Here is an 18,761-nt window from a genome sequence, read left to right on the forward strand (position 1 = left end):
GACAGCGGCGCCGGATCAATTTGCAAGCAAACAGCATCCCGCGCAGCGAAAACCTGCGGAAACGATTACTTCCGCAGGTCTCAAAACTTCGTCACGTCAACGCCTTGCGAGTTCTTCACGGATGACGGATAAGCCGCGTAGTTTCGCGCACGCTTCTCGCCATCGTTCGCATCTCTGTTGCGGAGACGGTTATCACTTTATCTTGAGGCTGGGCATGTCAAGTATAACATCGCCAAAAAAGGTCAGGTCACCTTCGGGCGGCCTGCATTTCCGGAAGCCTGTCAGCGAGCATATTTTCTAGGTGCTCCGCCGGATCAATCCGCCCTAACGGAGCCGGACAGAATAAGGACGAATAAAACTCTCGACGAATCCAATGCAGGAAGTATCGTGCTTCCAAAACAGTGTCGACCTGACGCCGGTTGGTTGGATCGAGGGCCCAACCAACCGCAGCGATCGCGCTGGCGAAAATTCTGCCATGTACTTTCAATCCACAACGTAGTTTGCCTCCAAAAGTCATCTGTGTTTTGGTGAGATCGCCGCAAACAGACAGGATTCGATCCCTTTCCTGTTGAGGCGTTTCCATTCCTTCCAGCGCTATCATTCGGTGGAGAGCCCCGCCCACGGGACGGGTATGGACGACCTCTACGAGATCGACAATTGCGACTACATGCTTCGGTTCACTGGTAAATCGGTGCCAGAGAAAATCTAGACCGAAACCGCTTCGAGCGTGTTCGAACAGCGGTAGCACCTTCTTCAACAGAGATTGCGAAAAGACGGGGACCATCAGTTCGACGAAGTTTACCAGCCGATATTCAAATAATGGATTATTCAAAGTGATCAAATGCGACAGATAGCTATCTGCAGATAAACTAGGCTGCGCTAGTTCGAAACCATGGTTAGCTGTTAACTCAAATAGAGTGTCGATTTGGCCCGAATCGGCCCTTATGTCGTCGTCGGGAAACCAAAAAAAGTCATAATGATTAAGTGTGTCCGGATGATCTTGAAAATACGCATGCAATCCGTCCCATTTCCCGCCTTTGTACCTATGCACCTGAACAGCCTCTGGAAATTCACGCTCGTTGTCGGCACCGAAATAACTGACGGCCAGATCCCAATGCCGGGAAGCCGATAGCCACTCCGAGTGAAGCGAATGCTCACCACACCTAATCACGACCAAATTACGACTAACCATAGAGCGGGCTCCGCCGTGGCCGATATCATCCAGTTGAATTCTAGTCTGACGACAGTTTGCTTTGGTTTTTCGCTTCGAGCAAGAGGTTTGCGTGCTTCCAGTCTTAGTATGTTGCAAGCTCGACAAGATCGAGACCGAAGCGCCTTTTCTTCCCACATTGACGAGGCAGCCTCTGCAAGCGCTCGCCCTTCGCGCCAGCGCCTGCCGACAGTCGACGCCATGCGGAAGCCGGCAGCCCGTCGGCAATTGCCATCGCCGTTCCGGCGACGCGCTGCGGCTTGTCCCAGGAATGAAACGGCTCGTTGGACTTCACGCCGAGCACATAACCTTTACCGGCGCGCTGGAGCGCCATTTCGAAATCGCCGACGCCGTAGACAGTATCGGCGGCGACGAAAGAGAAAGGAACATTCGCGCCGATGGCGCGCTCGATCATGGCCAGAGCCAATGCCGGCTTGGTCGAAGCCGCCATGGGCGCTGTCGATCAGCTCTCGCGGCACATGCGCTTTCGCCATGCGCGCTTTATCGTCTGTCCAGCTCTTCGGCAGATAAAGCTCGCGGTCGATGAAGGCATGGCCGCGCTCTGCGACATAGCAGGCGAAGACGCCGATCTGGCAGTTCGTGATCTTGCCCGCAGAGCCCGTATATTGACGCGCGACGCCGCAGGACGCCTTGCCCTGTTGCAGGAAGCCCGTCTCATCGACGACGAGGACCGCGTCGTTGTCGGCGAGCGTCTCCATCGCATAGTCGCGGACAATGTCGCGCAAAGCGTCCGCGTCCCAGCGCACGCCCGAGGATCGCCTGTTGTCGCCACGGACCCGGATCGCCCGCAGCCTCCGCCCGCATCCAACCAGTCTTGCGCCGCTCTTCGCACAGCAAGCCGTCGGGCGACGCGCTTGAAGCGTTTGATACGCCCGATCCCCTGTTCGATGCGGGCGCGGGATTTGTAGAGCGTCCTGGCGAAGAATTTTGGTTTGTCTTTCTCATTGGCCTTGTGCGGGATGACTGGAGCGATGCCGCGCGCTCTTGCCGCCGCGCGGTTGGCTTTGCCGGCGTAGCCCTTGTCACAGATAGCGGCGCGCGGCTGGATATCCGGGCCGATGTCGAGCAGCATTTCGAAATGCGGCGCGTCGGCAGCCTCGCTGCCGGTCAGATCGGAAGCAATGATGTCGCCCGACGCATCCGATTTTGCGTGGATTTTCGTCGTGAAGCCGCCGCGCGAACGCCCGAGCGCCTGCGCTTCTTGCCCTTTTTGGACAAACGGAGTTCGATCGCCGCACGATCGCCAAATGGATTCGAGCAAATACGCTTCTCGAACGGAGCGCTTCGGCGCCTAAGACGACGTCGCCGCGACATTTCGAAGATTATCTATCACGTCGCAGGTCAGAAGGTTGCGTGCGCGGCCGTCGCCTTTTCCAGGAAATCAAAGCGCGCGGTTACACAGGAAGTTTTTCAAACCTTGAGCGACTTTTGGCGAAATGGCGCAATCCGAAAAGCAAGACGATGAATTTGAAGGCTACGACGACTATTCCGAATCCACCACCTGTCGATCCCGCGACGGGACGTTCGATATCGCCAATCGTGGCTGCGGCGCTGTGCATCAAGCCGCGGGGAATGCTGACCGCCAATCAAGCTGCGAAAGTCGATGCGCTGAAAAAGGATTGGCCAGAGTTCGCCACCATGCGTCGACTCGCCATGCGATTTAGGGGCATGCTCAAAAGCAAGAGTGTCGGTAAACTTGGCTCGTGGCTGAAAGACGCACAGAAGTCAGGCTTGTACGCGATGCAACGTTTCGCGCGCACGGCGCAAAGAGACATTGACGCGGTGAGAAATGCGATCACTGAGCCTTGGAGCAACGGCCAGACGGAAGGACAGATCAATCGTTTGAAAGCGCTAAAACGAACGATGTATGGTCGAGCTGAACCAGAACTCCTCCGGGCGCGCCTGCTTCCTGCGTAGTGACTGCCGCAACAGGAATTGAGGAAGAACCACTAATTTGCTAAGCTTTTGTGTCAGGCGTTGGGAATTCGGAAGTTATCCGGAAAAGATGCCGGCAAACGTCTGCGATCACATCTTTCGGGAACTACCGCATGACAGACGACGTGGTCGCCCTGCAACGCGAGCGGCAAGGCTCGCCGATAATCCAGATTGAAAACTATCGCCATCCGGTCATCTTCTATGGACTTTCAACGGCAATTCCGTGGGCGTTTTGGTTTGCGGCCGCTTACGTTAGTCACATTACGCCTACCAATGAATTTCTTGGCTTGACGGTCAGCTTTCTGCTCGTCGCCGGCCTGGCGGCTCCTGCGCTCATCGCATTCGCTATGATGTGGCCGGACCCGAATCTGCGCAACGATCTCAAACGCCGAGTGTTCACTCTCAGAGCGGTCCAGCCGGTTTATCTGTTCTTAACGTGCTTTCTCATGCTTGGGAGCATAGTTCTCGCCCAGGCAATTTCTTTGCTTTTTGGTTACAGCGCAGACCAATTCAATTTGGCTGGCAAAGCGTCCTTTTCAGCAGGGCTCTTACCCGGCTGGTTCATGCTTTTTCTGGCGCCGACGATCGAGGAGTTGGCGTGGCATTCCTATGGCGCCGATTGTTTGCGCAATCGCATGAATCTCCTCAGCGTCTCCTTGCTGTTCGCGGTCTATTAGGCGCTTTGGTACATGCCCCTGTCATTTATTCAGGGCTACTACCACAGTAACGTGGCTGAGGCGGGACTGCTATATAGCCTGAACTTCTCGCTGAGCCTCGTTCCCTTTGTGATATTGATGAATTGGCTGTACTATAAGACACATAGAAATATTCTTATCGCGATCGTTTTTCGTGTCACCGCTGGGAGCTTCAACGAATTGTTCGCTACTCATCCCGACAGCAAAATAATTCAAACCATCCTTCTGTCGATCCTGTCCATCGGCTTAATCGTCGGCGACAGAGATTTCTTCCTTCGTCGAGCGAACAGCGAAAGCTGAGAGCATTAGCGGCTGGCTAGGGTAAGAGGAGCGCCGTCGCATCCTACCAAGATCAACGATCGCTCATTCAGGCGAATCGAGGTTTTCTTCAACGCCGTTGAGCGTGGCCATCGCCTCGTCCGGCAGATCGAGTTCACTCGCCAGGAGATTTTCTCGCAGATGCGCGAGCGACGCCGTGCCGGGGATCGCCAGTATATTGGGCGCGCGACGCAACAGCCATGAGAGCGCGACCTGCATCGGCGACGCGTCGAGGCGCCGCGCGACATCGGACAGGGTCGAGGATTGCAACGGCGTGAATCCGCCAAGCGGAAAGAAGGGCACATAGGCGATGCCGTTGAGGGCGAGATCGTCGATGAGGGAATCATCGGTCCGGTGCGCGAGATTGTAGCGGTTTTGCACGCAGACTATGTCGCAGATATCGCGTCCCTCTATGATCTGAGCGGGCGTGACATTGCTCAGCCCGATGTGGCGGATCAAGCCTTGCCGCTGAAGCGCCGCGAGCGCGGCGAGCGGCGCTTCGATCGAGCCTTCCGCCGGGCCGTGAACGCTGAACATGATTCGCAGATTGACCACATCGAGCGCATCGAGACCAAGATTTCGCAGATTGTCATGCACGGCCTGCGTGAGTTCTTCACGCGAGAAGGCTGGCAACCATGAGCCGTCCGGGCCGCGCCGCGCGCCGATCTTGGTGACGATGACAAGCTCATCCGGATAGGGATGCAGCGCCTCGCGGATCAGCTGGTTGGTGACATGTGGGCCGTAGTAGTCGCTGGTGTCGATATGGTTCACTCCGGCTGCGACCGCTTCGCGCAGCACAGCCAGCGCCGCATCATGATCCTTCGGCGGACCAAAGACGCCGGGTCCAGCGAGCTGCATCGCGCCGTAGCCGAGCCGATTCACGGCGCGGTCGCCGAGAGTGAATGTCGTCGTCATCGCGCGGGTCCTTGTTGCATGTCGCCCAGTCGAATATATGAAGCATCCTTCACTTTCTGAATTCGCATTCCATGAGCGCCGTCGCAGCAACTCTAAAGCCCAGAAAATCACCGGTTCAGGCGCGCTCTGTCGTCACCGTCGAAACGCTGCGCGTCGCGGCGATTCAGGTTTTGATCCGGGAGGGCCTGAGCCGCTGCACGACGACTCGTATCGCCGAGCGAGCGGGCGCATCGGTCGGCAGCCTCTATCAATATTTTCCGAATCGCGACGCGCTGCTCGCCGCCGTCCTCGAGCAGCATTTGGAAGGCGTCGCCGCCGCCGTGGAGCGCGTCTGTCAGGAACATCGGGGCAAGCCATTGTCTCAGATGGCTTCAGCCTTCGTCCTTTCTTTTCTTGACGCCAAGCTTCGCAACCCTAAGGAGGCGATGGCGCTCTATGCGGTTGCGGAAGAGCGGGGCGGCGGCGCGCTCGCCGCGCGCATGCGCGCGCGCATCGTGGCGGCGGTCGCCGTCATGCTGGCGAGCGCGCCAGACGCGCGTTTCGACGACCCCGCCATGGTCGCCACGATCGCGCTCAACGCCATGGTCGGACCAGTACAAGCCTTGCTTAAAGAAGATGCACCGGCGCAATTCAGAGCGCGGCTGCAAAGAGAACTTGTCGTGCTTGTGACGGCCTATCTCCAAGCGCATCAGAAGATGAGGCAGTCCATCGCTTAGCGGCCGCAGCTTCGACGCCGCGGTGGTCATGTCCCGTCAGTCGGCAGGCGTAACTGCGTTCCTTTGCTGTGCACGCGTCACAGCTTGTATTTTTGGCCATACAGGCTAAGTATCGCCTATCGAGTTTCGGCCGAATGATCTTGCTTTCGCTCCCTTGGCGCGTCGGCTCCTGACTTCCTCTCCAGAACTTCGATCCTCAAGCGCCGCGCAATTTGTGCGTGCGCAGAAACTTGTTCTTGAAAGGACATGGCATGCAGACAGGCACCGTAAAATGGTTCAACGCCCAAAAGGGCTTTGGCTTCATCCAGCCGGAGTCCGGCGGCCCGGACGTTTTCGTTCATATCAGCGCGGTTGAACGCGCCGGATTGTCCGGCCTCGCCGAAGGCCAAAAAGTTACTTACGAAATCGCCGTCGACAGGCGCAGCGGCAAATCGTCGGCGGATCAGTTGCAGCTCGCGGCCTGACCATTTTTGCGCCCCTGGCGGCCTTCCGTCGGGGGCGATTTCGCTCTTTCTCATTTAGCTGATGAAGAAAAATCGCGACGGGCAGGAAAGATTGTGCCCCGTCGGCCCATAGAGAGGCGCCGCCATCGCGCCCGGCAGCTTGACGATACGCTCGGCGGCTCGCGGCTAAGCTCACGAAATCGCTAAAAAATTATGAGGCGTGCCGCGTCGGCGGACACGCCTTTTTGGCGCGTCGCGTCCTATCTGCTCTTGCGAGCGGTCAGTCGAAAGGCCTGAGCGCAAGCGAGGATCGGAAGATGGCCAGGATTCGGAAGGTCGCGAAAGCGCACGCTAGGACCTCTGACGTGGAGGGCACGACACCCATCGCCTTCGCCGGAATCGGCGCGGCGCTTGCCGCAGGTTTGGGCGTCGCCGCTGCAGGACTACCTGCCGCAGCGACGTTCTCCGTCGCTGGCGCCATCGGCGGGGCGATCCTTGGCGTGTGGTTGGAGCGTCGCTGAGACAGATTTTCGCGCGCGTGAAGAGTGACCGGCGACGCGCTCGCGCAGGGCGCGTTTACGCAAAATTGCGACGCGTGCGGAGGCGCACATCCGCTCAGGCTTGCGACGGATAATGTCCTTTCATCAAACGACAGGAGGACATTATGTCGAAGTTCAGCAGCGCGATCGTCGGAGCGATCATCGGATCGGTCATCTTCTTCGGCGTCGGCATCGGACTCGCCCATGCGCATACGTCGCCCCAGCAGACCGGCACCGTCGTCTATGTCGACGAACCCTGAGGCCACGGTCACCGGCGGTGCGCCGCGCGCCTGCCGGTTTTAGGGAGATTGGCCTTCAGGCCGACCGGCGCCGAAACAGTAGATAATCGAGGGAGATCGCGCCGGGACCGCGCGCGATCAGCACGATGAGAATCGCCGCCCAATAGGCATGGACCGTCCACCATGCGTCGGGAAAGACGAAAATCTGGATGACCATCGTCATCATCAGAAGGCCGAACGCCGACAGGCGCGTCAAGAGCCCGATAAAGAGCAACAGCGGCAGGGTGAATTCGATGGCGCTCGCCGCATAGGCAGCAAGTGTCGGCGAAATCAACGGCAGCTTATATTCATCGGCAAACAAGGCGAAGGTCGAGTCGCGGATCGACGTCGGGATTTGGAACGACAGATCGAGGCCGAAAATCTCGCCGCCGATCGTCGGTCCTTCGATCTTCGTTTGGCCGGAAATGAAGAAAGGATGAGCGGCGACGATCCGCAGAAATAGCGCGATCAGAGAATAGGGGATCGCATCCACCCAGCGCGCAGCGGTTGTCACGATATTCATAACGCCTCAAGCTCCACTATGATCGAGCCGCGCCAGGACGCGATTTGTCGTTCAGCGCTGGACGCTGATGGCTATGAAAGCTTCAGCCACAAAAAGCTCCCGCAAGCAGGCCGTCAGATCGAAATCCGCCGCTGTGGCGGTCGCGGCGTCGACGGCCTCATCGAATGTTCTCCCGCCCTCGAGCGCATGCACAAATGCCGCCCCGCCGGCCGGGAGAACCGCTACGTTAATCGCCAGCTCGGGACGGACGACGAGCGCCTCTTCGCCGTGGTCCAACGCCAGCGGCCCCAGATCTTCATCAGACATATGGCGTCGCCAGATCGAAACGATCGGATATTTCGACGCGATGACATGCGTCGAGGGATGCAAGGTCGCCGTCGCGTCCTCCAGCCGATCAAGCGGAAGGGCGCGGATCGCGTCCATCGCCAACGGCGTGGCGTTTTCGGCGTGATAGGCTTGGCCGACGGCATATTCGAGCCGCGCGACATCGCAGAGATAAGGAACTTCGCGCGCCGGCTCGAAGCTTGCGACGAATGTCGCAAAGTCGTCTCCATATTCGAAGAGCATCGGCGTACGCGGCAGGAATTCACGCAGATAGCGCTGCGCCATGGCGCGAAAAAACTCCTCTCCGACCAACTGCCGACAAATCGGAAAGCGCTCCGCAAGCGCATCGACCAGCCCAACGCATAAATTGTTGCGATAGACGGCGAAGCGTCGCTCCGGCGGAAGGCCGTGGCGTGCTTCGAGCCCGTCCGGCGCTGGCAGTTCGGGGTCGAGCAACGCACGGACAAAGGCGCGTTGATCGAAGTCAGCCGACGCCGTCATGAATGCATCCGATCTGGCGTCGCGTTCAACGGCAAACGGTCTTTATGGAGGAACCGCTCCGCGCGCGTGGCTTGTTCAGATAGTACCGGCCATGGCGGAATGTCATTGTCCCATTCGATCAGGGTCGCGACCGGCCCGCGTCGAGCCAATGCGCGATCGTACAGACGCCAAATCCCTTCCTGAACCGGCGCGCAATGGGCGTCGATCAGCAGAAGATCGCCGATCTCATCGGCGTCCTCGGCATAGCCGGCGAGATGGATTTCCTCGACAAAGTTCATCGGAAAGGCGTCGATGTAATCGTCAGCCGAAAAGGCGAGATTCGTAGCGCTGACATAGGCGTTGGTCACGTCGAGAAGCAGCCGGCAATCCGTGCGGCGCACAATCTCGCGCAGGAAGTCGATCTCGGAATAGTCCGAGGATTGGAAGCGCAGATAGGCGGCGGGATTTTCGAGCAAGATCGGCCTGCCGAGCGTCTCCTGAATTTCGTCGACATGCGCGTCGACATGCGCCAACGTCGCCGCGCTATAGGGCAAAGGCAGCAGATCGTTGAGAAAGCGCGCGCCCTGCGTCGACCAGGCGAGATGTTCCGAGAAGGCGGCCGGCGCATAGCGATCGACAACAGACTTCACCCGGCGAAGGTGCTCGCGGTCGAGACGCTCGGCGCCGCCGATCGACAAGCCGACGCCATGGATTGATAGAGGAAAGTCCCGGCGCAACCGCATGAGCTGCGCGTGCGGCGGCCCTCCGGCGCCCATGTAATTTTCGGCGTGGATTTCGAAGAAGCCGATATCGGGGGCCGAAGCGTCGATGTCGGCGAAATGCACGTTCTTGAATCCCACCCCCGCGCGAGCCGGCAGCAAGGACGCCGCATGCGTGCGTCCTTGCTCGAGGGCGTAAGGCGTGTCCATGCGGCCTTAATTCGCGATGGGTTCGAGGCTTCCTTTGCCTTTGGGCGTCACGATGGACGTGCATGTGCCCTTGGGAACATATTTCCATGCGCTGCCCTGATAGTCGGTCTTCGACGTGCCGGCGCAGCTCGTTCCCGGTCCCGCGGCGCAGTCATTCTTGCCCTTCAAGGACACGCCAAAGCACTTTTCCTCGGATTTCGCGGCCTTTGCCGTTTCGGCCAGAGAGCAGGCTGCGGCAAATGCGCCGGCGATCGCGAAGGCGGCGCGAAGCTTTTTGTCTGACATTCTGATCTCCCTTTAGCTTTCCGTCAGGTTTAGCCACAAGAACCGGCAATAGGTTGTAAATCGGACGATTTTCGAGCGTCTATCGAGACCGCCGCCATCGCTTCAGGATCAATTCGTCACGACGGCGCCAAAGGTTACAACCAAAAGCTAGAGACAGGACAGTCCAAAAGCAGGTTAGGGAAGATGGCGCGCCGACGCCTGATTGATTAGAACTGGCGCCATCGACTGGCGCGCCGGCTCGATCCGAGATCGGGTTGCGGAGCGTCAGAGCGGAGCCAAGCAGATTCGCAGCGACAGGGGCGAATTGAGCGATACGTCGAACGATCGGGAAATTCGTTGGCGCGCGCTGATGGCGTCGTCGCAGGACGGCGATCATGCCGCCTATGGGGAACTCCTTTCTGAACTCTTCCCTGTTTTGCGCCGGTTCGTCACGCGACGATGGCCGAATGCGCATGATACGGAAGATGTCGTTCAGGAAATCCTGGTCTCGATTCACAGCGTGCGCCAGACCTATGACCGACAGCGTCCCTTTACGCCCTGGCTCATGACCATCGCCGCGCGCCGCGTCGCCGACGCCGCGCGAAGTCGTTACGCCCGCGCCACTGAAACGACGGTCGACGTTTTGCCTGAAACTTTTCATGATGACAGCGCGAAATCCGAACAGGAGGCCAGCGACGACCGGGAGGCTCTCAGCCGAGCCATGGCGACCCTTCCGGCAGGCCAGCGGCAGGCGATCGAATTGATCAAGCTCCAGGGTCTTTCGCTGGATGAAGCGGCTCAGGTCACCGGAAAGAGCGTCGGCTCGCTGAAAGTGGGGGTCCACAGGGCGATCAAAGCGATGCGTCAGGCGCTGGAGCGAAATGGCTAGGCGAATGTTGAATGAAGAGTTGATCAAGACCCTGGCGGAGAATTGCGCGCCGGTGCGCCCGCTCGCGCATCCCGCGCGTCGCGCGCTTGTTTGGTTCGCAGTTTCGCTGTGTTACGTCGCCATCGTGGTGGCCGTTATGGGCGTCAGGCCTGACTTTCTCGCGAAAATCGCCGACCCGCAGTTTGCGACGGAATTGGCCGCCGCGTTCCTGACGAGCATCGTGGCCGCGGCAGGCGCGTTCAGCGCCGGCTGTCCGGCGCGACCGATCTGGGAGCGGTTCGCCGCCGGCGTTTTTCTACTTGTCTGGGTGGGCGCTCTCGCCGTCGGCTGCTGGAGGGATATCGACGCCTTTGGCGTGGCCGGTCTCCTGTCGCATTCGGACATCTACTGCCTGCCGACCATTCTCGGCATCAGCATACCGGCGGCGCTTCTCATTCTTTCGATGGTCAGGCGCGGCGCGCCGATTGCGCCATTCGTGACGATCGGTCTTGCCGCGCTCGCATCGACGGCCTTGGCGGCGGCGGCGCTGCGTCTGTCTTTCCGCCAGGATGCTGCGGTGTCGGTTTGTATCTGGCAGTTCGGCTCGGTTGTCCTGCTGACGGGAATCGCATCGCTTTTCGGCCGGGTTCTCCTGCACTGGACCATGCGCGATGCGTTAATCGCTTCTTTTCAGGCGCATCGCCGCTGACTCGCGGTCCATAGATCGGAAGGCGGCGCGGAGCGGCGCAGGAAACCCATCCGTCCGCGCCGCTTGGCTCACATTTCAGCGACCGTGCCGCCCTTCGCCTCGCAGGCCTTTGCCGATTTTTCCGGCAACCACCCCTGTCCCTTGCAGGAATTCATGCCCTTGCAGGCATTATTCGCGGTCTTACAGGCGCTCGTCCCCTTGCATGAATTGATTCCGCTGCAATGGACAGACTTGCTTATTTTTTTGGCGAGCGCCGGCGACGTCGCGGCGCCGCTCAGAACCAGGGCGACCGCGGCGGCGGCCATAGAGGCGCCCGAAACGATTTTGGCGTTCATTTCCATCTCCTTGCAAATCACGCTCACAGGAGGAGCGCTCCAGGCTCCATGGGGAACCTGCCGACGCTATTCGTCGCCGCAGCGAATAAGGTTACGGCGCAAGACATGCGGCCTCTTCCGCGCCATGGGGGGAACATGTCTGGGATCGGCACCGCCGCCATTAAAAATTTGTCATTCATCAATCAGGCAGGCGCCGATTAAAACAGCGATACGCGAATTGCATTCGAGTGGCGCCGCCCTTAGGTCGTCTGATGTAATGCGCCGGTCAAGGACGGTCGGTCCAATGCGCAGTTTCAAGCGGGAGGTGAGATGACGGTGCTGGCTTTTGTGACCGCGCGCTGTGGCGGCGGCGGTCACTGGAGAGCTGCCGACGCATTTCTTAAGATGTTCGTGGCGTTGCTGCTTTTCGCTTCGCCAGTAGGCGCGCGCGCGGCAGGTCCGATCCCTGAAGTCGTCGTTTCCCGTCCTCTCGCCAGGACGATTCCGCGCTGGGACGAATATACGGGTCGTTTCGAGGCGCTAAAGCAGGTCGAAGTCCGCGCGCGCGTTTCCGGCGCGCTGGAGAAGATCAATTTCACCGACGGACAGTTCGTCAAGGCTGGCGACGTTCTGTTCGTCATCGATCAGCGGCCGTATCAGATCGCGGTCGACAGCGCTCAAGCGGATCTCGCGCGGGCGCAGGCGCAGGCCGCGATGTCCTCTCGTGATTTCGCGCGCGCGAAGGAAATGACGCAAGGCCGCACCATTACCGCGCGCGATGTCGATCAGCGCAGAGCGAGCAATGAGATCGCCAAGGCGCAAGTCCTGAGCGCCGAAGCTGCGCTCCGCAACGCCGAGCTCAATTTAGAGTGGACTCAAGTTCGCGCGCCGATATCCGGTCGCGTGTCCGATCGTCGCGTCGATCCGGGCAATCTCGTTCAAGGCGGACAGGCGGGAGCGACCCTGCTGACGACGATCGTGACGCTTGATCCCATTCACTTCATTTTCGACGCTTCGGAGGCCGATTACATTCGCTATGCGCGCGCGGCGGAGCGGCGCAAGGATAAATCGGGCGAGTTGAAGAACCGCGTTTCCGTGCGGCTTGCCGACGAGAAGGAATGGACGCGCAGCGGCGTCATGGACTTCGTCGACAATCAGATCAACCGACGCTCCGGCACAATCCGCGGGCGAGCGATCTTCGATAACAAGGACTACTTCCTCACGCCCGGCACATTTGGACACCTGCGGCTGTTCGGCGGCGACGTCTCGGCGTTGCTCATTCCGGACGCCGCCGTCGTCTCCGACCAGACAAGCAAGACCGTGCTTGTCATCTCTAACGACAACAAGGTCGTCGCCAAGTCGGTGACTCTCGGCCCCATTCAAATGGGCCTGCGCGTCATCGAATCAGGTCTCGACGCCAAGGATCGGATCGTGATCGGCGGGCTGGCGAATCCGATGGTGCGGCCGGGGGCGACTGTGCAGCCCAAGGAAGGCGAGATCAAGGAAGCGCCCGTCGCGGTCGGCGACCGTTAGTCACTGGAGCGCGTTGCGAAAAAGTGGGAACCGGTTTTTCGCATTGAGCGCGCTCTAAACCATTAGAATCGATCACGCCGCATTTGGGCGATTCCGCCCAAATTCAGCGTGATCTATGACCAGGAACCTTATGCGCATCTCGCATTTCTTCATCGAGCGGCCGATCTTCGCGGCGGTGCTGTCCGTGCTTCTAACGCTCGCGGGAGCGATCGCGCAGGGCGCGCTACCCGTTTCCGAATATCCGGAAATCGCGCCGCCGACGGTAAATATCAGCGCGACCTATCCCGGCGCCTCGGCGGATGTGATCGCCGAAACGGTGGCCTCGCCAATCGAGCAGGAGGTCAATGGCGTCGACGACATGCTCTACATCACGTCGCAATCGACGGGCGACGGACGCTTGTCGATCGACGTCGTGTTCAAGCCCGGCGTCAATATCGACATTGCCCAAGTGCTGGTCCAGAACCGCGTCGCGATCGCCAATCCGCGCCTGCCGGAGGAGGTGACGCGCTTTGGCGTCGTGGTGAAGAAGGCCTCGCCGGACCTCATGATGGTCGTGCATCTGCTGTCGCCCGACGGCTCGCGCGACCAGCAATATATTTCAAACTATGCGACGCTTTATGTGAAGGACGCCATCTCTCGAATAGACGGCGTCGGCGACGCGCGCCTGTTTGGCGCAAGAGACTATTCGATGCGCGTTTGGCTCGATCCGGCGAAAGTCGAAGCGCGCGATCTGACGGCGGGCGACGTGATCGCCGCTCTGCGCGCCGCCAATCTGCAGGTCGCCGCCGGCGCGGTCAATCAGCCGCCCGCCGCTTCGGCCGGCGCCTTTCAGCTTTCTGTCCAGACTCTCGGACGGCTCAGCACGCCGGAGCAATTCGGCGACATCGTCATCCGCGCCGACGCCGACGGCGAAATTCATCTGCGCGATGTGGCGCGGATCGAATTCGGCGCCCAGGACTACACCCTCAACGCCTATTTGAACCACGACGTCGCCACCGCGCTCGGCATTTTTCAGCGCCCCGGCTCGAACGCCTTGCAGACCGCTGAATCGATCAAGCAGGAAATGGAGCGGCTCAAAAAGAATTTTCCCGCCGGCGTTGACTATACGGTCATCTATAATCCGACCGAATTCATTCAGCAGTCGGTGGATGAAGTGGTCCATACGCTCCTCGAGGCGATCGTCCTCGTCGTCTTGGTCGTCATCCTTTTCCTGCAGACTTGGCGCGCGGCGATCATTCCGGTCGCCGCGATCCCGGTTTCGCTGATTGGCAGCTTTGCGGTGATGAAGGCCGCGGGTCTGAGCTTCAACACGCTGTCGCTCTTCGGCCTGGTGCTTGCCATCGGCATCGTCGTCGACGACGCGATTGTCGTCGTGGAAAATGTCGAGCGCTATCTCGCCCAGGGACTTTCCCCGAAAGAAGCCGCCCACAAAACCATGGACGAAGTCGGCGGCGCGCTGATCGCTATCGCGCTGGTGCTCTGCGGCGTCTTCATCCCGACCGCCTTCATCAGCGGGCTCCAGGGCGCCTTCTATAAACAGTTCGCGATCACCATTGCGAGCGCGACGATCATCTCGGCCTTCGTGTCGCTGACCCTGTCGCCGGCGCTCGCGTCAATCTTGCTGAAGCCGCATGACGTGGAAGCGAGCGTCCACCATCGGCTTACCTGGGCGCATGCGCCGCTACGCCGCTTCTTTGACGCCTTCAACGCCGGATTCGATCGGCTGTCGACGACCTATGGCGCGGCGACGGGCCGTCTCGTCCGGCTCGGCGTCGTCATGCTCGCCATCTATGCGATCCTGATCTTTTTCGCCTTCGATCTGTTGCGTCGAACTCCGACAGGGCTCATTCCGCAACTCGACCGCGGTTATGTGATCGCCGCTTTCCAATTGCCGCCCGGCGCGACTCTCGATCGCACCGACAAGGTCATGCGCACAGCGACCGACATCATTTTGAAGCGCGAGGGCGTGAAGGACGCCGTCGTTTTCAGCGGCTTCGACGGCGCGACCTTCACCAATGCGCCAAACACCGGCGTGATTTTCGTCACGCTGGAGTCCTTCGAGGAGCGCGCAAGGAAGGGCTTGTCGGCCGCGCAGATTCAAGGCGATCTCTACGCCGAACTGTCGAAGCTGACCGACGCCTTCGCCTTTGTGCTGCTGCCCGCGTCGGTTCCCGGAATCGGCACCGGCGGCGGCCTGAAGGGCTATGTGCAGGATCGCGCCGGGCGCGGCCTTCCGGCGCTCGAAGGCGCGACTTGGACGCTCGCCGGCGCGGCCGGACAGTCGGGAGACTTTACCCAGGCGTTTACGCTGTTCAACACGCGCACGCCGCAAATCTTCGCCGACATCGACCGCACGAAGGCCGAACTCATCGGCGTGCCCATCTCCCGCGTCTTCGAGACGCTCTCGGTCTATCTCGGCTCGACCTTCGTCAACGACTTCAACATGCTCGGCCGCACCTACCGCGTCATGGCGCAGGCCGACGACCCGTATCGCATGACGCTGCGCGACATCGCCAATCTCAAGACGCGCAGCGCCTCCGGCGAGATGGCGCCGATCGGCGCCGTCGCCACCTTCCGCGACACGACGGGCGCATTCCGCGTGCCGCGTTACAATCTCTATCCGGCAGCCGAGGTGCAGCTCAATCTCGCCCATGGCGTTTCGTCAGGCCAGGGCATCGCAGCAGTCGAGAAGCTCGCGGCGGAGAAGCTGCCGCAGGGATTCGGCTTCGAATGGACCGAAATCGCCTTGCAGGAAAAGCTTGCCGGCCACACAGCGGTTCTGGCGTTCGGCCTCGCGGTGGTTTTTGTGTTTCTTCTGCTCGCCGCGCTCTATGAGAGCCTGCTGCTGCCGGTTTCGGTCATTCTCATCGTGCCGATGTGCATTCTCGCCGCGATGCTCGGCGTGGTCTCGCGGGGGCTCGATCGCAACATATTGGTCGAGATCGGGCTCGTGGTGCTGATCGGCCTCGCCGCGAAGAACGCCATTCTCATTGTCGAATTCGCCAAGCAGGCGGAAGAGGCTGGCCAATCCAGATTCGAGGCCGCCGTCACCGCCGCGCGCACGCGCCTGCGGCCGATCCTGATGACCTCGCTCGCCTTCATCCTCGGCGTGCTGCCGCTCGCCGTCGCCACGGGCGCCGGCGCCGAAATGCGTCAGTCGATCGGCACGGCCGTATTCTTCGGCATGCTTGGCGTTACGCTGTTCGGCCTGATCTTCACGCCGACCTTCTATGTCGTCGTGCGCATTTTGGCGCGGCATTTGCCCGCGAGTTTTATGCGAAGCGCTGCGCCGTCAGCCGGACCAGCCGAAAGTTTCGCGCATGACATCGGCCTTCACGAGGCGAAGAAAATCGACCTCGGCCAGCTAAGGAGATGGCTCGACGCATTTCGGCGCAGACTGCAGTGAGTGAAGCGCGGCGCGCGCCGCGCTCTATAGGATTACTGGAAATGTTCCGGGCGCAGCTTCGTTCCGTTCGTGGAAGCGAACTCACGCCGGCAGGGGGGGCTGAGCCGCGCCATGTTCTCCTCCAGACAGGATTCGATCTCTTCGACGAATGGAATGTCGGCGCTGCAATATCTTAATGCGTCGCCCATGCAGTCCGAACGTTCCTGAGCGGTGCCCTGAGCTGCGGCGGGCGATGCGGCGAGCGTCAAGAGAAGCGAAAACGAAATGAGTTTACGCATGTTGTTCCTTTCACGCCTATCGATCTGATTATGCGCAAGACTTAGCGTAGAACTGTTCCTTAAGAAAAGCAAAGGGTGTTTAACTTCGGGAGCGACGCTTTTTTTGTTAATCATAACTTGGCGATAGCGCGAGGTCTTGGTCGGCAAGCGCAGCGCGCGTGAGCCGCAACAATTCGTCGAGCGAGGGGTCGGACAGGGCGTCGCCTGACGGTTCGAAGCGCACGACGGGATCGCGCGTGCAGAGGCGCAGGCAGTCGCGCGTCGCAATCGCGAGACGGCCGGAAGCAAGCTCCTGCGAATAGGCTTGCGAAAGACATTGCTGGACGGACGCGAGTAGCGCGCGGCCTTTTCCCTCGGCGTCGCAGCGCGGTCCGACGCAGACGAGGAGACGCACGGGCAAAGGACTCACGACCGCCTCAATAGATCGGATGTTTGGCGCAAAGCGCCGCGACGTCTTTGCGAATGGCCGCGATCGTCGAGTCATCGTGGGGATTTTTCAGCACGCTGTCGATCCATTGCGCGATCCGTTGGAACTCCGCGACGCCGAAGCCGCGCGTCGTACCGGCGTTGCTCGAAAGGCGCAAGCCCGAAGGCGCTTCGGGCGGACGCGTGTCGAAGGGGATCATGTTCTTGTTGACGGCGAGGCCGGCGTGTTCCAGCGCCTTGGCGGCGATATCGCCGGTGACGTTGCGTGCAGCGAGATCGACAAGCATCAGGCCGGAATCCGTGCCGCCTGTGACGATGCGCAGGCCCGCATCTGCTAAAGCGCGCGCCAACGCCCGCGCGTTGTCGATCACCGCGCGATTATAGGCGACGAACTCCGGCCGCAGCGCCTCGCCGAGGCAGGCCGCTTTCCCCGCGACGCCATGCAGCAGCACCGAGCCTTGCACGCCAGGAAAAACGCCGGCGTTGATCCGGTTGCTGAAACTTTCGTCGTTCCACAACACCATGCCGCCGCGCGCGCCGCGCAGCGATTTATAGGTCGTGGTCGTTACGACATGCGCATGGGGCAGGGGGTCGGGATAGAGTCCCGTCGCGACAAGGCCGGCGACATGCGCCATGTCGACGAGAAGATAGGCGCCGACCTCATCGGCGATGGCGCGTAGGCTCGCGAAGTCGATGGCGCGCGGATAGGCGGAGCCGCCGGCGATAATCATGCGTGGGCGCACGCCGTGCGTCAGATCGCGCACTTCATCGAGATCGATGCATTCGGTCTCGCGGCTGACGCCATAGGTGACGATCCTGTAATCGCGTCCGGTAAGCGTCGCGGGATGGCCGTGGCTGATATGGCCGCCCGCTGCGACATTCATCGACAGGATCGTATCGCCGAGCTTTAACAGGCCCAGAAACACCGCGGCGTTGGCGTTGGAGCCGGAATGTGGCTGTACATTGGCAAAATGGCAGTTGAACAGCTTCTTCGCGCGTTCGACCGCGAGCGCCTCGATCGCATCGGCGAACTCAGCGCCGCCGTAATAGCGCGCATAAGGAAGGCCCTCGACGGTCTTATTGGTGAGGATCGACCCCTGCGCCTCGAGCACCAGCCGCGAGACGATGTTTTCGGACGCGATGAGCTCGATGCAATCCTGCTGACGGCGGGCTTCGCCGACGATCGCCTCGGCGAGCTCGGAATCGGAGGAGAGGCCGAGGTTCAAATGGCCGGCGTGAAGGGCTGGCGTCATCAGTCTCGCGGAAAAACGACAATCATCGTCGATACGATTCCGCCATGTGCTGGTATTTTGCAGTGAGGCGGTCGAATACGACGTCGGCGGGCGTTACTCGTCCCGCTGCGACGTCGGCGATCCCGCGTTCAATGGCGGCGTCGAGTGCGGCGAGCTTGCGCTCGCGCTCTTCGACGAGGCGAACGCCTTCACGGATAACCTCGATTTTCGAGCCGTAACGGCCGGAAGCAACGAGCCGGTCGATGACTTCTTCGAGGTTGCCGAGGGAAATATTTGCGGCCATGGCGATGCGCTCCAAGAGCTTTGCGCAAATCATAGTTGGCGCGCCGCTCGTTGCAACAGGCTGCGGTTTTCGCGCCCGATCCGTTCGCTTGGGCCGTGTCA

The 18,761-nt window shown here is 60.3% G+C and carries 21 protein-coding genes and 3 pseudogenes; 11 read left to right on the top strand and 13 right to left on the bottom strand.

Features of this window, described 5'->3' with window-relative positions; genetic code table 11:
• Positions 1–247: 247 nt before the first annotated feature.
• The 3 genes and pseudogenes from AB7I51_RS09545 to AB7I51_RS09555 all read right to left on the bottom strand — a co-directional run.
• Positions 248–1,192, bottom strand: coding sequence for a DUF707 domain-containing protein (locus AB7I51_RS09545; RefSeq protein ID WP_428404023.1), 945 nt, complete (start codon positions 1,190–1,192; stop codon positions 248–250).
• Positions 1,193–1,367: 175 nt separating this feature from the next.
• A pseudogene (locus AB7I51_RS09550) lies at positions 1,368–2,074 on the bottom strand (IS701 family transposase); the annotation flags it as partial.
• Between the two features lie 37 nt (positions 2,075–2,111).
• Positions 2,112–2,492: pseudogene (locus AB7I51_RS09555) on the bottom strand (transposase); the annotation flags it as partial.
• Positions 2,493–2,728: 236 nt separating this feature from the next.
• On the opposite strand from AB7I51_RS09555, the pseudogene AB7I51_RS09560 reads away from it, so the two are divergent.
• From AB7I51_RS09560 to AB7I51_RS09570, 3 genes and pseudogenes are all read left to right on the top strand, one after another.
• Positions 2,729–3,148: pseudogene (locus AB7I51_RS09560) on the top strand (ISL3 family transposase); the annotation flags it as partial.
• A gap of 131 nt (positions 3,149–3,279) precedes the next feature.
• Entirely contained in the window at positions 3,280–3,843 is a 564-nt protein-coding gene (locus AB7I51_RS09565) for a hypothetical protein (protein WP_428404024.1), read from the top strand.
• Between the two features lie 12 nt (positions 3,844–3,855).
• The gene (locus tag AB7I51_RS09570) at positions 3,856–4,161 is read left to right on the top strand and encodes a hypothetical protein (RefSeq protein WP_428404025.1); all 306 of its coding nucleotides are present in this window, start codon (positions 3,856–3,858) and stop codon (positions 4,159–4,161) included.
• A gap of 63 nt (positions 4,162–4,224) precedes the next feature.
• On the opposite strand, the gene AB7I51_RS09575 is transcribed toward AB7I51_RS09570, so the two are convergent.
• A complete protein-coding gene (locus AB7I51_RS09575) occupies positions 4,225–5,094 on the bottom strand; it encodes an aldo/keto reductase family oxidoreductase (protein ID WP_428404026.1) in 870 nt (289 codons plus the stop codon).
• A gap of 71 nt (positions 5,095–5,165) precedes the next feature.
• Here AB7I51_RS09575 and AB7I51_RS09580 point away from each other — a divergent pair, with 71 nt between their 5' ends.
• The 4 genes from AB7I51_RS09580 to AB7I51_RS09595 all read left to right on the top strand — a co-directional run bounded on the left by AB7I51_RS09580 (position 5,166) and on the right by AB7I51_RS09595 (position 7,052).
• The gene (locus AB7I51_RS09580) at positions 5,166–5,810 is read left to right on the top strand and encodes a TetR/AcrR family transcriptional regulator (protein ID WP_428404027.1); all 645 of its coding nucleotides are present in this window, start codon (positions 5,166–5,168) and stop codon (positions 5,808–5,810) included.
• A 251-nt stretch (positions 5,811–6,061) separates the two neighbouring features.
• Positions 6,062–6,274 (top strand): cold-shock protein, encoded by a 213-nt coding sequence (locus AB7I51_RS09585; RefSeq protein ID WP_428404028.1) that lies wholly within the window; start codon positions 6,062–6,064, stop codon positions 6,272–6,274.
• 296 nt (positions 6,275–6,570) lie between these two features.
• The gene (locus AB7I51_RS09590; protein ID WP_428404029.1) at positions 6,571–6,774 is read left to right on the top strand and encodes a hypothetical protein; all 204 of its coding nucleotides are present in this window, start codon (positions 6,571–6,573) and stop codon (positions 6,772–6,774) included.
• A 143-nt stretch (positions 6,775–6,917) separates the two neighbouring features.
• A complete protein-coding gene (locus AB7I51_RS09595) occupies positions 6,918–7,052 on the top strand; it encodes a hypothetical protein (RefSeq protein ID WP_428404030.1) in 135 nt (44 codons plus the stop codon).
• A gap of 55 nt (positions 7,053–7,107) precedes the next feature.
• Here AB7I51_RS09595 and AB7I51_RS09600 read toward each other — a convergent pair whose 3' ends face one another.
• Genes AB7I51_RS09600 through AB7I51_RS09615 form a run of 4 tightly spaced genes read right to left on the bottom strand, consistent with a single transcriptional unit; the run spans position 7,108 to position 9,611 of the window.
• Entirely contained in the window at positions 7,108–7,593 is a 486-nt protein-coding gene (locus AB7I51_RS09600; RefSeq protein ID WP_428404031.1) for a DoxX family protein, read from the bottom strand.
• Between the two features lie 51 nt (positions 7,594–7,644).
• A complete protein-coding gene (locus AB7I51_RS09605) occupies positions 7,645–8,418 on the bottom strand; it encodes a DNA-binding domain-containing protein (RefSeq protein WP_428404032.1) in 774 nt (257 codons plus the stop codon).
• Complete coding sequence (locus AB7I51_RS09610) at positions 8,415–9,326, bottom strand: DUF692 domain-containing protein (protein WP_428404033.1); 912 nt, start codon at positions 9,324–9,326, stop codon at positions 8,415–8,417. Before AB7I51_RS09610 ends, AB7I51_RS09605 begins: the two co-directional genes overlap by 4 nt.
• 6 nt (positions 9,327–9,332) lie before the next feature.
• Entirely contained in the window at positions 9,333–9,611 is a 279-nt protein-coding gene (locus AB7I51_RS09615) for a DUF2282 domain-containing protein (protein WP_428404034.1), read from the bottom strand.
• Positions 9,612–9,813: 202 nt separating this feature from the next.
• Between AB7I51_RS09615 and AB7I51_RS09620 the strand changes: the two genes are divergently transcribed.
• Together AB7I51_RS09620 and AB7I51_RS09625 are read left to right on the top strand one after the other, a co-directional pair.
• The gene (locus AB7I51_RS09620; protein ID WP_428404035.1) at positions 9,814–10,479 is read left to right on the top strand and encodes a sigma-70 family RNA polymerase sigma factor; all 666 of its coding nucleotides are present in this window, start codon (positions 9,814–9,816) and stop codon (positions 10,477–10,479) included.
• 4 nt (positions 10,480–10,483) lie between these two features.
• Positions 10,484–11,167 (top strand): NrsF family protein, encoded by a 684-nt coding sequence (locus tag AB7I51_RS09625; RefSeq protein ID WP_428404036.1) that lies wholly within the window; start codon positions 10,484–10,486, stop codon positions 11,165–11,167.
• Between the two features lie 68 nt (positions 11,168–11,235).
• Here the strand turns inward: AB7I51_RS09625 and AB7I51_RS09630 are convergent, their stop codons facing one another.
• Positions 11,236–11,502: a hypothetical protein gene (locus tag AB7I51_RS09630; protein WP_428404037.1), complete on the bottom strand. Its 267-nt coding sequence runs from the start codon at positions 11,500–11,502 to the stop codon at positions 11,236–11,238.
• A gap of 309 nt (positions 11,503–11,811) precedes the next feature.
• Between AB7I51_RS09630 and AB7I51_RS09635 the strand changes: the two genes are divergently transcribed.
• Together AB7I51_RS09635 and AB7I51_RS09640 are read left to right on the top strand one after the other, a co-directional pair.
• Complete coding sequence (locus tag AB7I51_RS09635) at positions 11,812–13,014, top strand: efflux RND transporter periplasmic adaptor subunit (RefSeq protein ID WP_428404038.1); 1,203 nt, start codon at positions 11,812–11,814, stop codon at positions 13,012–13,014.
• 130 nt (positions 13,015–13,144) lie between these two features.
• On the top strand, positions 13,145–16,420 hold the full coding sequence (locus AB7I51_RS09640; protein WP_428404065.1) for an efflux RND transporter permease subunit: 3,276 nt from the start codon (positions 13,145–13,147) through the stop codon (positions 16,418–16,420).
• 32 nt (positions 16,421–16,452) lie between these two features.
• Here the strand turns inward: AB7I51_RS09640 and AB7I51_RS09645 are convergent, their stop codons facing one another.
• From AB7I51_RS09645 to AB7I51_RS09660, 4 genes are all read right to left on the bottom strand, one after another.
• Entirely contained in the window at positions 16,453–16,698 is a 246-nt protein-coding gene (locus AB7I51_RS09645; RefSeq protein ID WP_428404039.1) for a hypothetical protein, read from the bottom strand.
• Between the two features lie 106 nt (positions 16,699–16,804).
• Entirely contained in the window at positions 16,805–17,107 is a 303-nt protein-coding gene (locus tag AB7I51_RS09650; protein WP_428404040.1) for a (2Fe-2S) ferredoxin domain-containing protein, read from the bottom strand.
• A gap of 7 nt (positions 17,108–17,114) precedes the next feature.
• On the bottom strand, positions 17,115–18,377 hold the full coding sequence (glyA, locus tag AB7I51_RS09655) for a serine hydroxymethyltransferase (protein ID WP_428404041.1): 1,263 nt from the start codon (positions 18,375–18,377) through the stop codon (positions 17,115–17,117).
• Between the two features lie 22 nt (positions 18,378–18,399).
• Positions 18,400–18,660 carry a type II toxin-antitoxin system ParD family antitoxin gene (locus tag AB7I51_RS09660; protein ID WP_428404042.1) on the bottom strand — a complete coding sequence of 87 codons (261 nt, stop codon included), beginning with the start codon at positions 18,658–18,660 and terminating at the stop codon, positions 18,400–18,402.
• Positions 18,661–18,761 lie beyond the last annotated feature (101 nt).

This window comes from Methylocystis sp., from assembly GCF_050246715.1.
Classification (GTDB): Bacteria; Pseudomonadota; Alphaproteobacteria; order Rhizobiales; family Beijerinckiaceae; genus Methylocystis.

Bases quoted from the DNA above. Each gene is read 5' to 3' on its own strand.
- AB7I51_RS09570 (WP_428404025.1), top strand. From the start codon at position 3,856: ATGCCCCTGTCATTTATTCAGGGCTACTACCACAGTAACGTGGCTGAG.
- AB7I51_RS09660 (WP_428404042.1), bottom strand. From the start codon at position 18,660: ATGGCCGCAAATATTTCCCTCGGCAACCTCGAAGAAGTCATCGACCGG.
- glyA (WP_428404041.1), bottom strand. From the start codon at position 18,377: ATGACGCCAGCCCTTCACGCCGGCCATTTGAACCTCGGCCTCTCCTCC.
- AB7I51_RS09640 (WP_428404065.1), top strand. From the start codon at position 13,145: ATGCGCATCTCGCATTTCTTCATCGAGCGGCCGATCTTCGCGGCGGTG.
- AB7I51_RS09600 (WP_428404031.1), bottom strand. From the start codon at position 7,593: ATGAATATCGTGACAACCGCTGCGCGCTGGGTGGATGCGATCCCCTAT.
- AB7I51_RS09610 (WP_428404033.1), bottom strand. From the start codon at position 9,326: ATGGACACGCCTTACGCCCTCGAGCAAGGACGCACGCATGCGGCGTCC.
- AB7I51_RS09580 (WP_428404027.1), top strand. From the start codon at position 5,166: ATGAGCGCCGTCGCAGCAACTCTAAAGCCCAGAAAATCACCGGTTCAG.
- AB7I51_RS09575 (WP_428404026.1), bottom strand. From the start codon at position 5,094: ATGACGACGACATTCACTCTCGGCGACCGCGCCGTGAATCGGCTCGGC.
- AB7I51_RS09630 (WP_428404037.1), bottom strand. From the start codon at position 11,502: ATGAACGCCAAAATCGTTTCGGGCGCCTCTATGGCCGCCGCCGCGGTC.
- AB7I51_RS09615 (WP_428404034.1), bottom strand. From the start codon at position 9,611: ATGTCAGACAAAAAGCTTCGCGCCGCCTTCGCGATCGCCGGCGCATTT.
- AB7I51_RS09565 (WP_428404024.1), top strand. From the start codon at position 3,280: ATGACAGACGACGTGGTCGCCCTGCAACGCGAGCGGCAAGGCTCGCCG.
- AB7I51_RS09625 (WP_428404036.1), top strand. From the start codon at position 10,484: ATGTTGAATGAAGAGTTGATCAAGACCCTGGCGGAGAATTGCGCGCCG.
- AB7I51_RS09590 (WP_428404029.1), top strand. From the start codon at position 6,571: ATGGCCAGGATTCGGAAGGTCGCGAAAGCGCACGCTAGGACCTCTGAC.
- AB7I51_RS09585 (WP_428404028.1), top strand. From the start codon at position 6,062: ATGCAGACAGGCACCGTAAAATGGTTCAACGCCCAAAAGGGCTTTGGC.
- AB7I51_RS09635 (WP_428404038.1), top strand. From the start codon at position 11,812: ATGACGGTGCTGGCTTTTGTGACCGCGCGCTGTGGCGGCGGCGGTCAC.
- AB7I51_RS09545 (WP_428404023.1), bottom strand. From the start codon at position 1,192: ATGGTTAGTCGTAATTTGGTCGTGATTAGGTGTGGTGAGCATTCGCTT.
- AB7I51_RS09605 (WP_428404032.1), bottom strand. From the start codon at position 8,418: ATGACGGCGTCGGCTGACTTCGATCAACGCGCCTTTGTCCGTGCGTTG.
- AB7I51_RS09645 (WP_428404039.1), bottom strand. From the start codon at position 16,698: ATGCGTAAACTCATTTCGTTTTCGCTTCTCTTGACGCTCGCCGCATCG.
- AB7I51_RS09595 (WP_428404030.1), top strand. From the start codon at position 6,918: ATGTCGAAGTTCAGCAGCGCGATCGTCGGAGCGATCATCGGATCGGTC.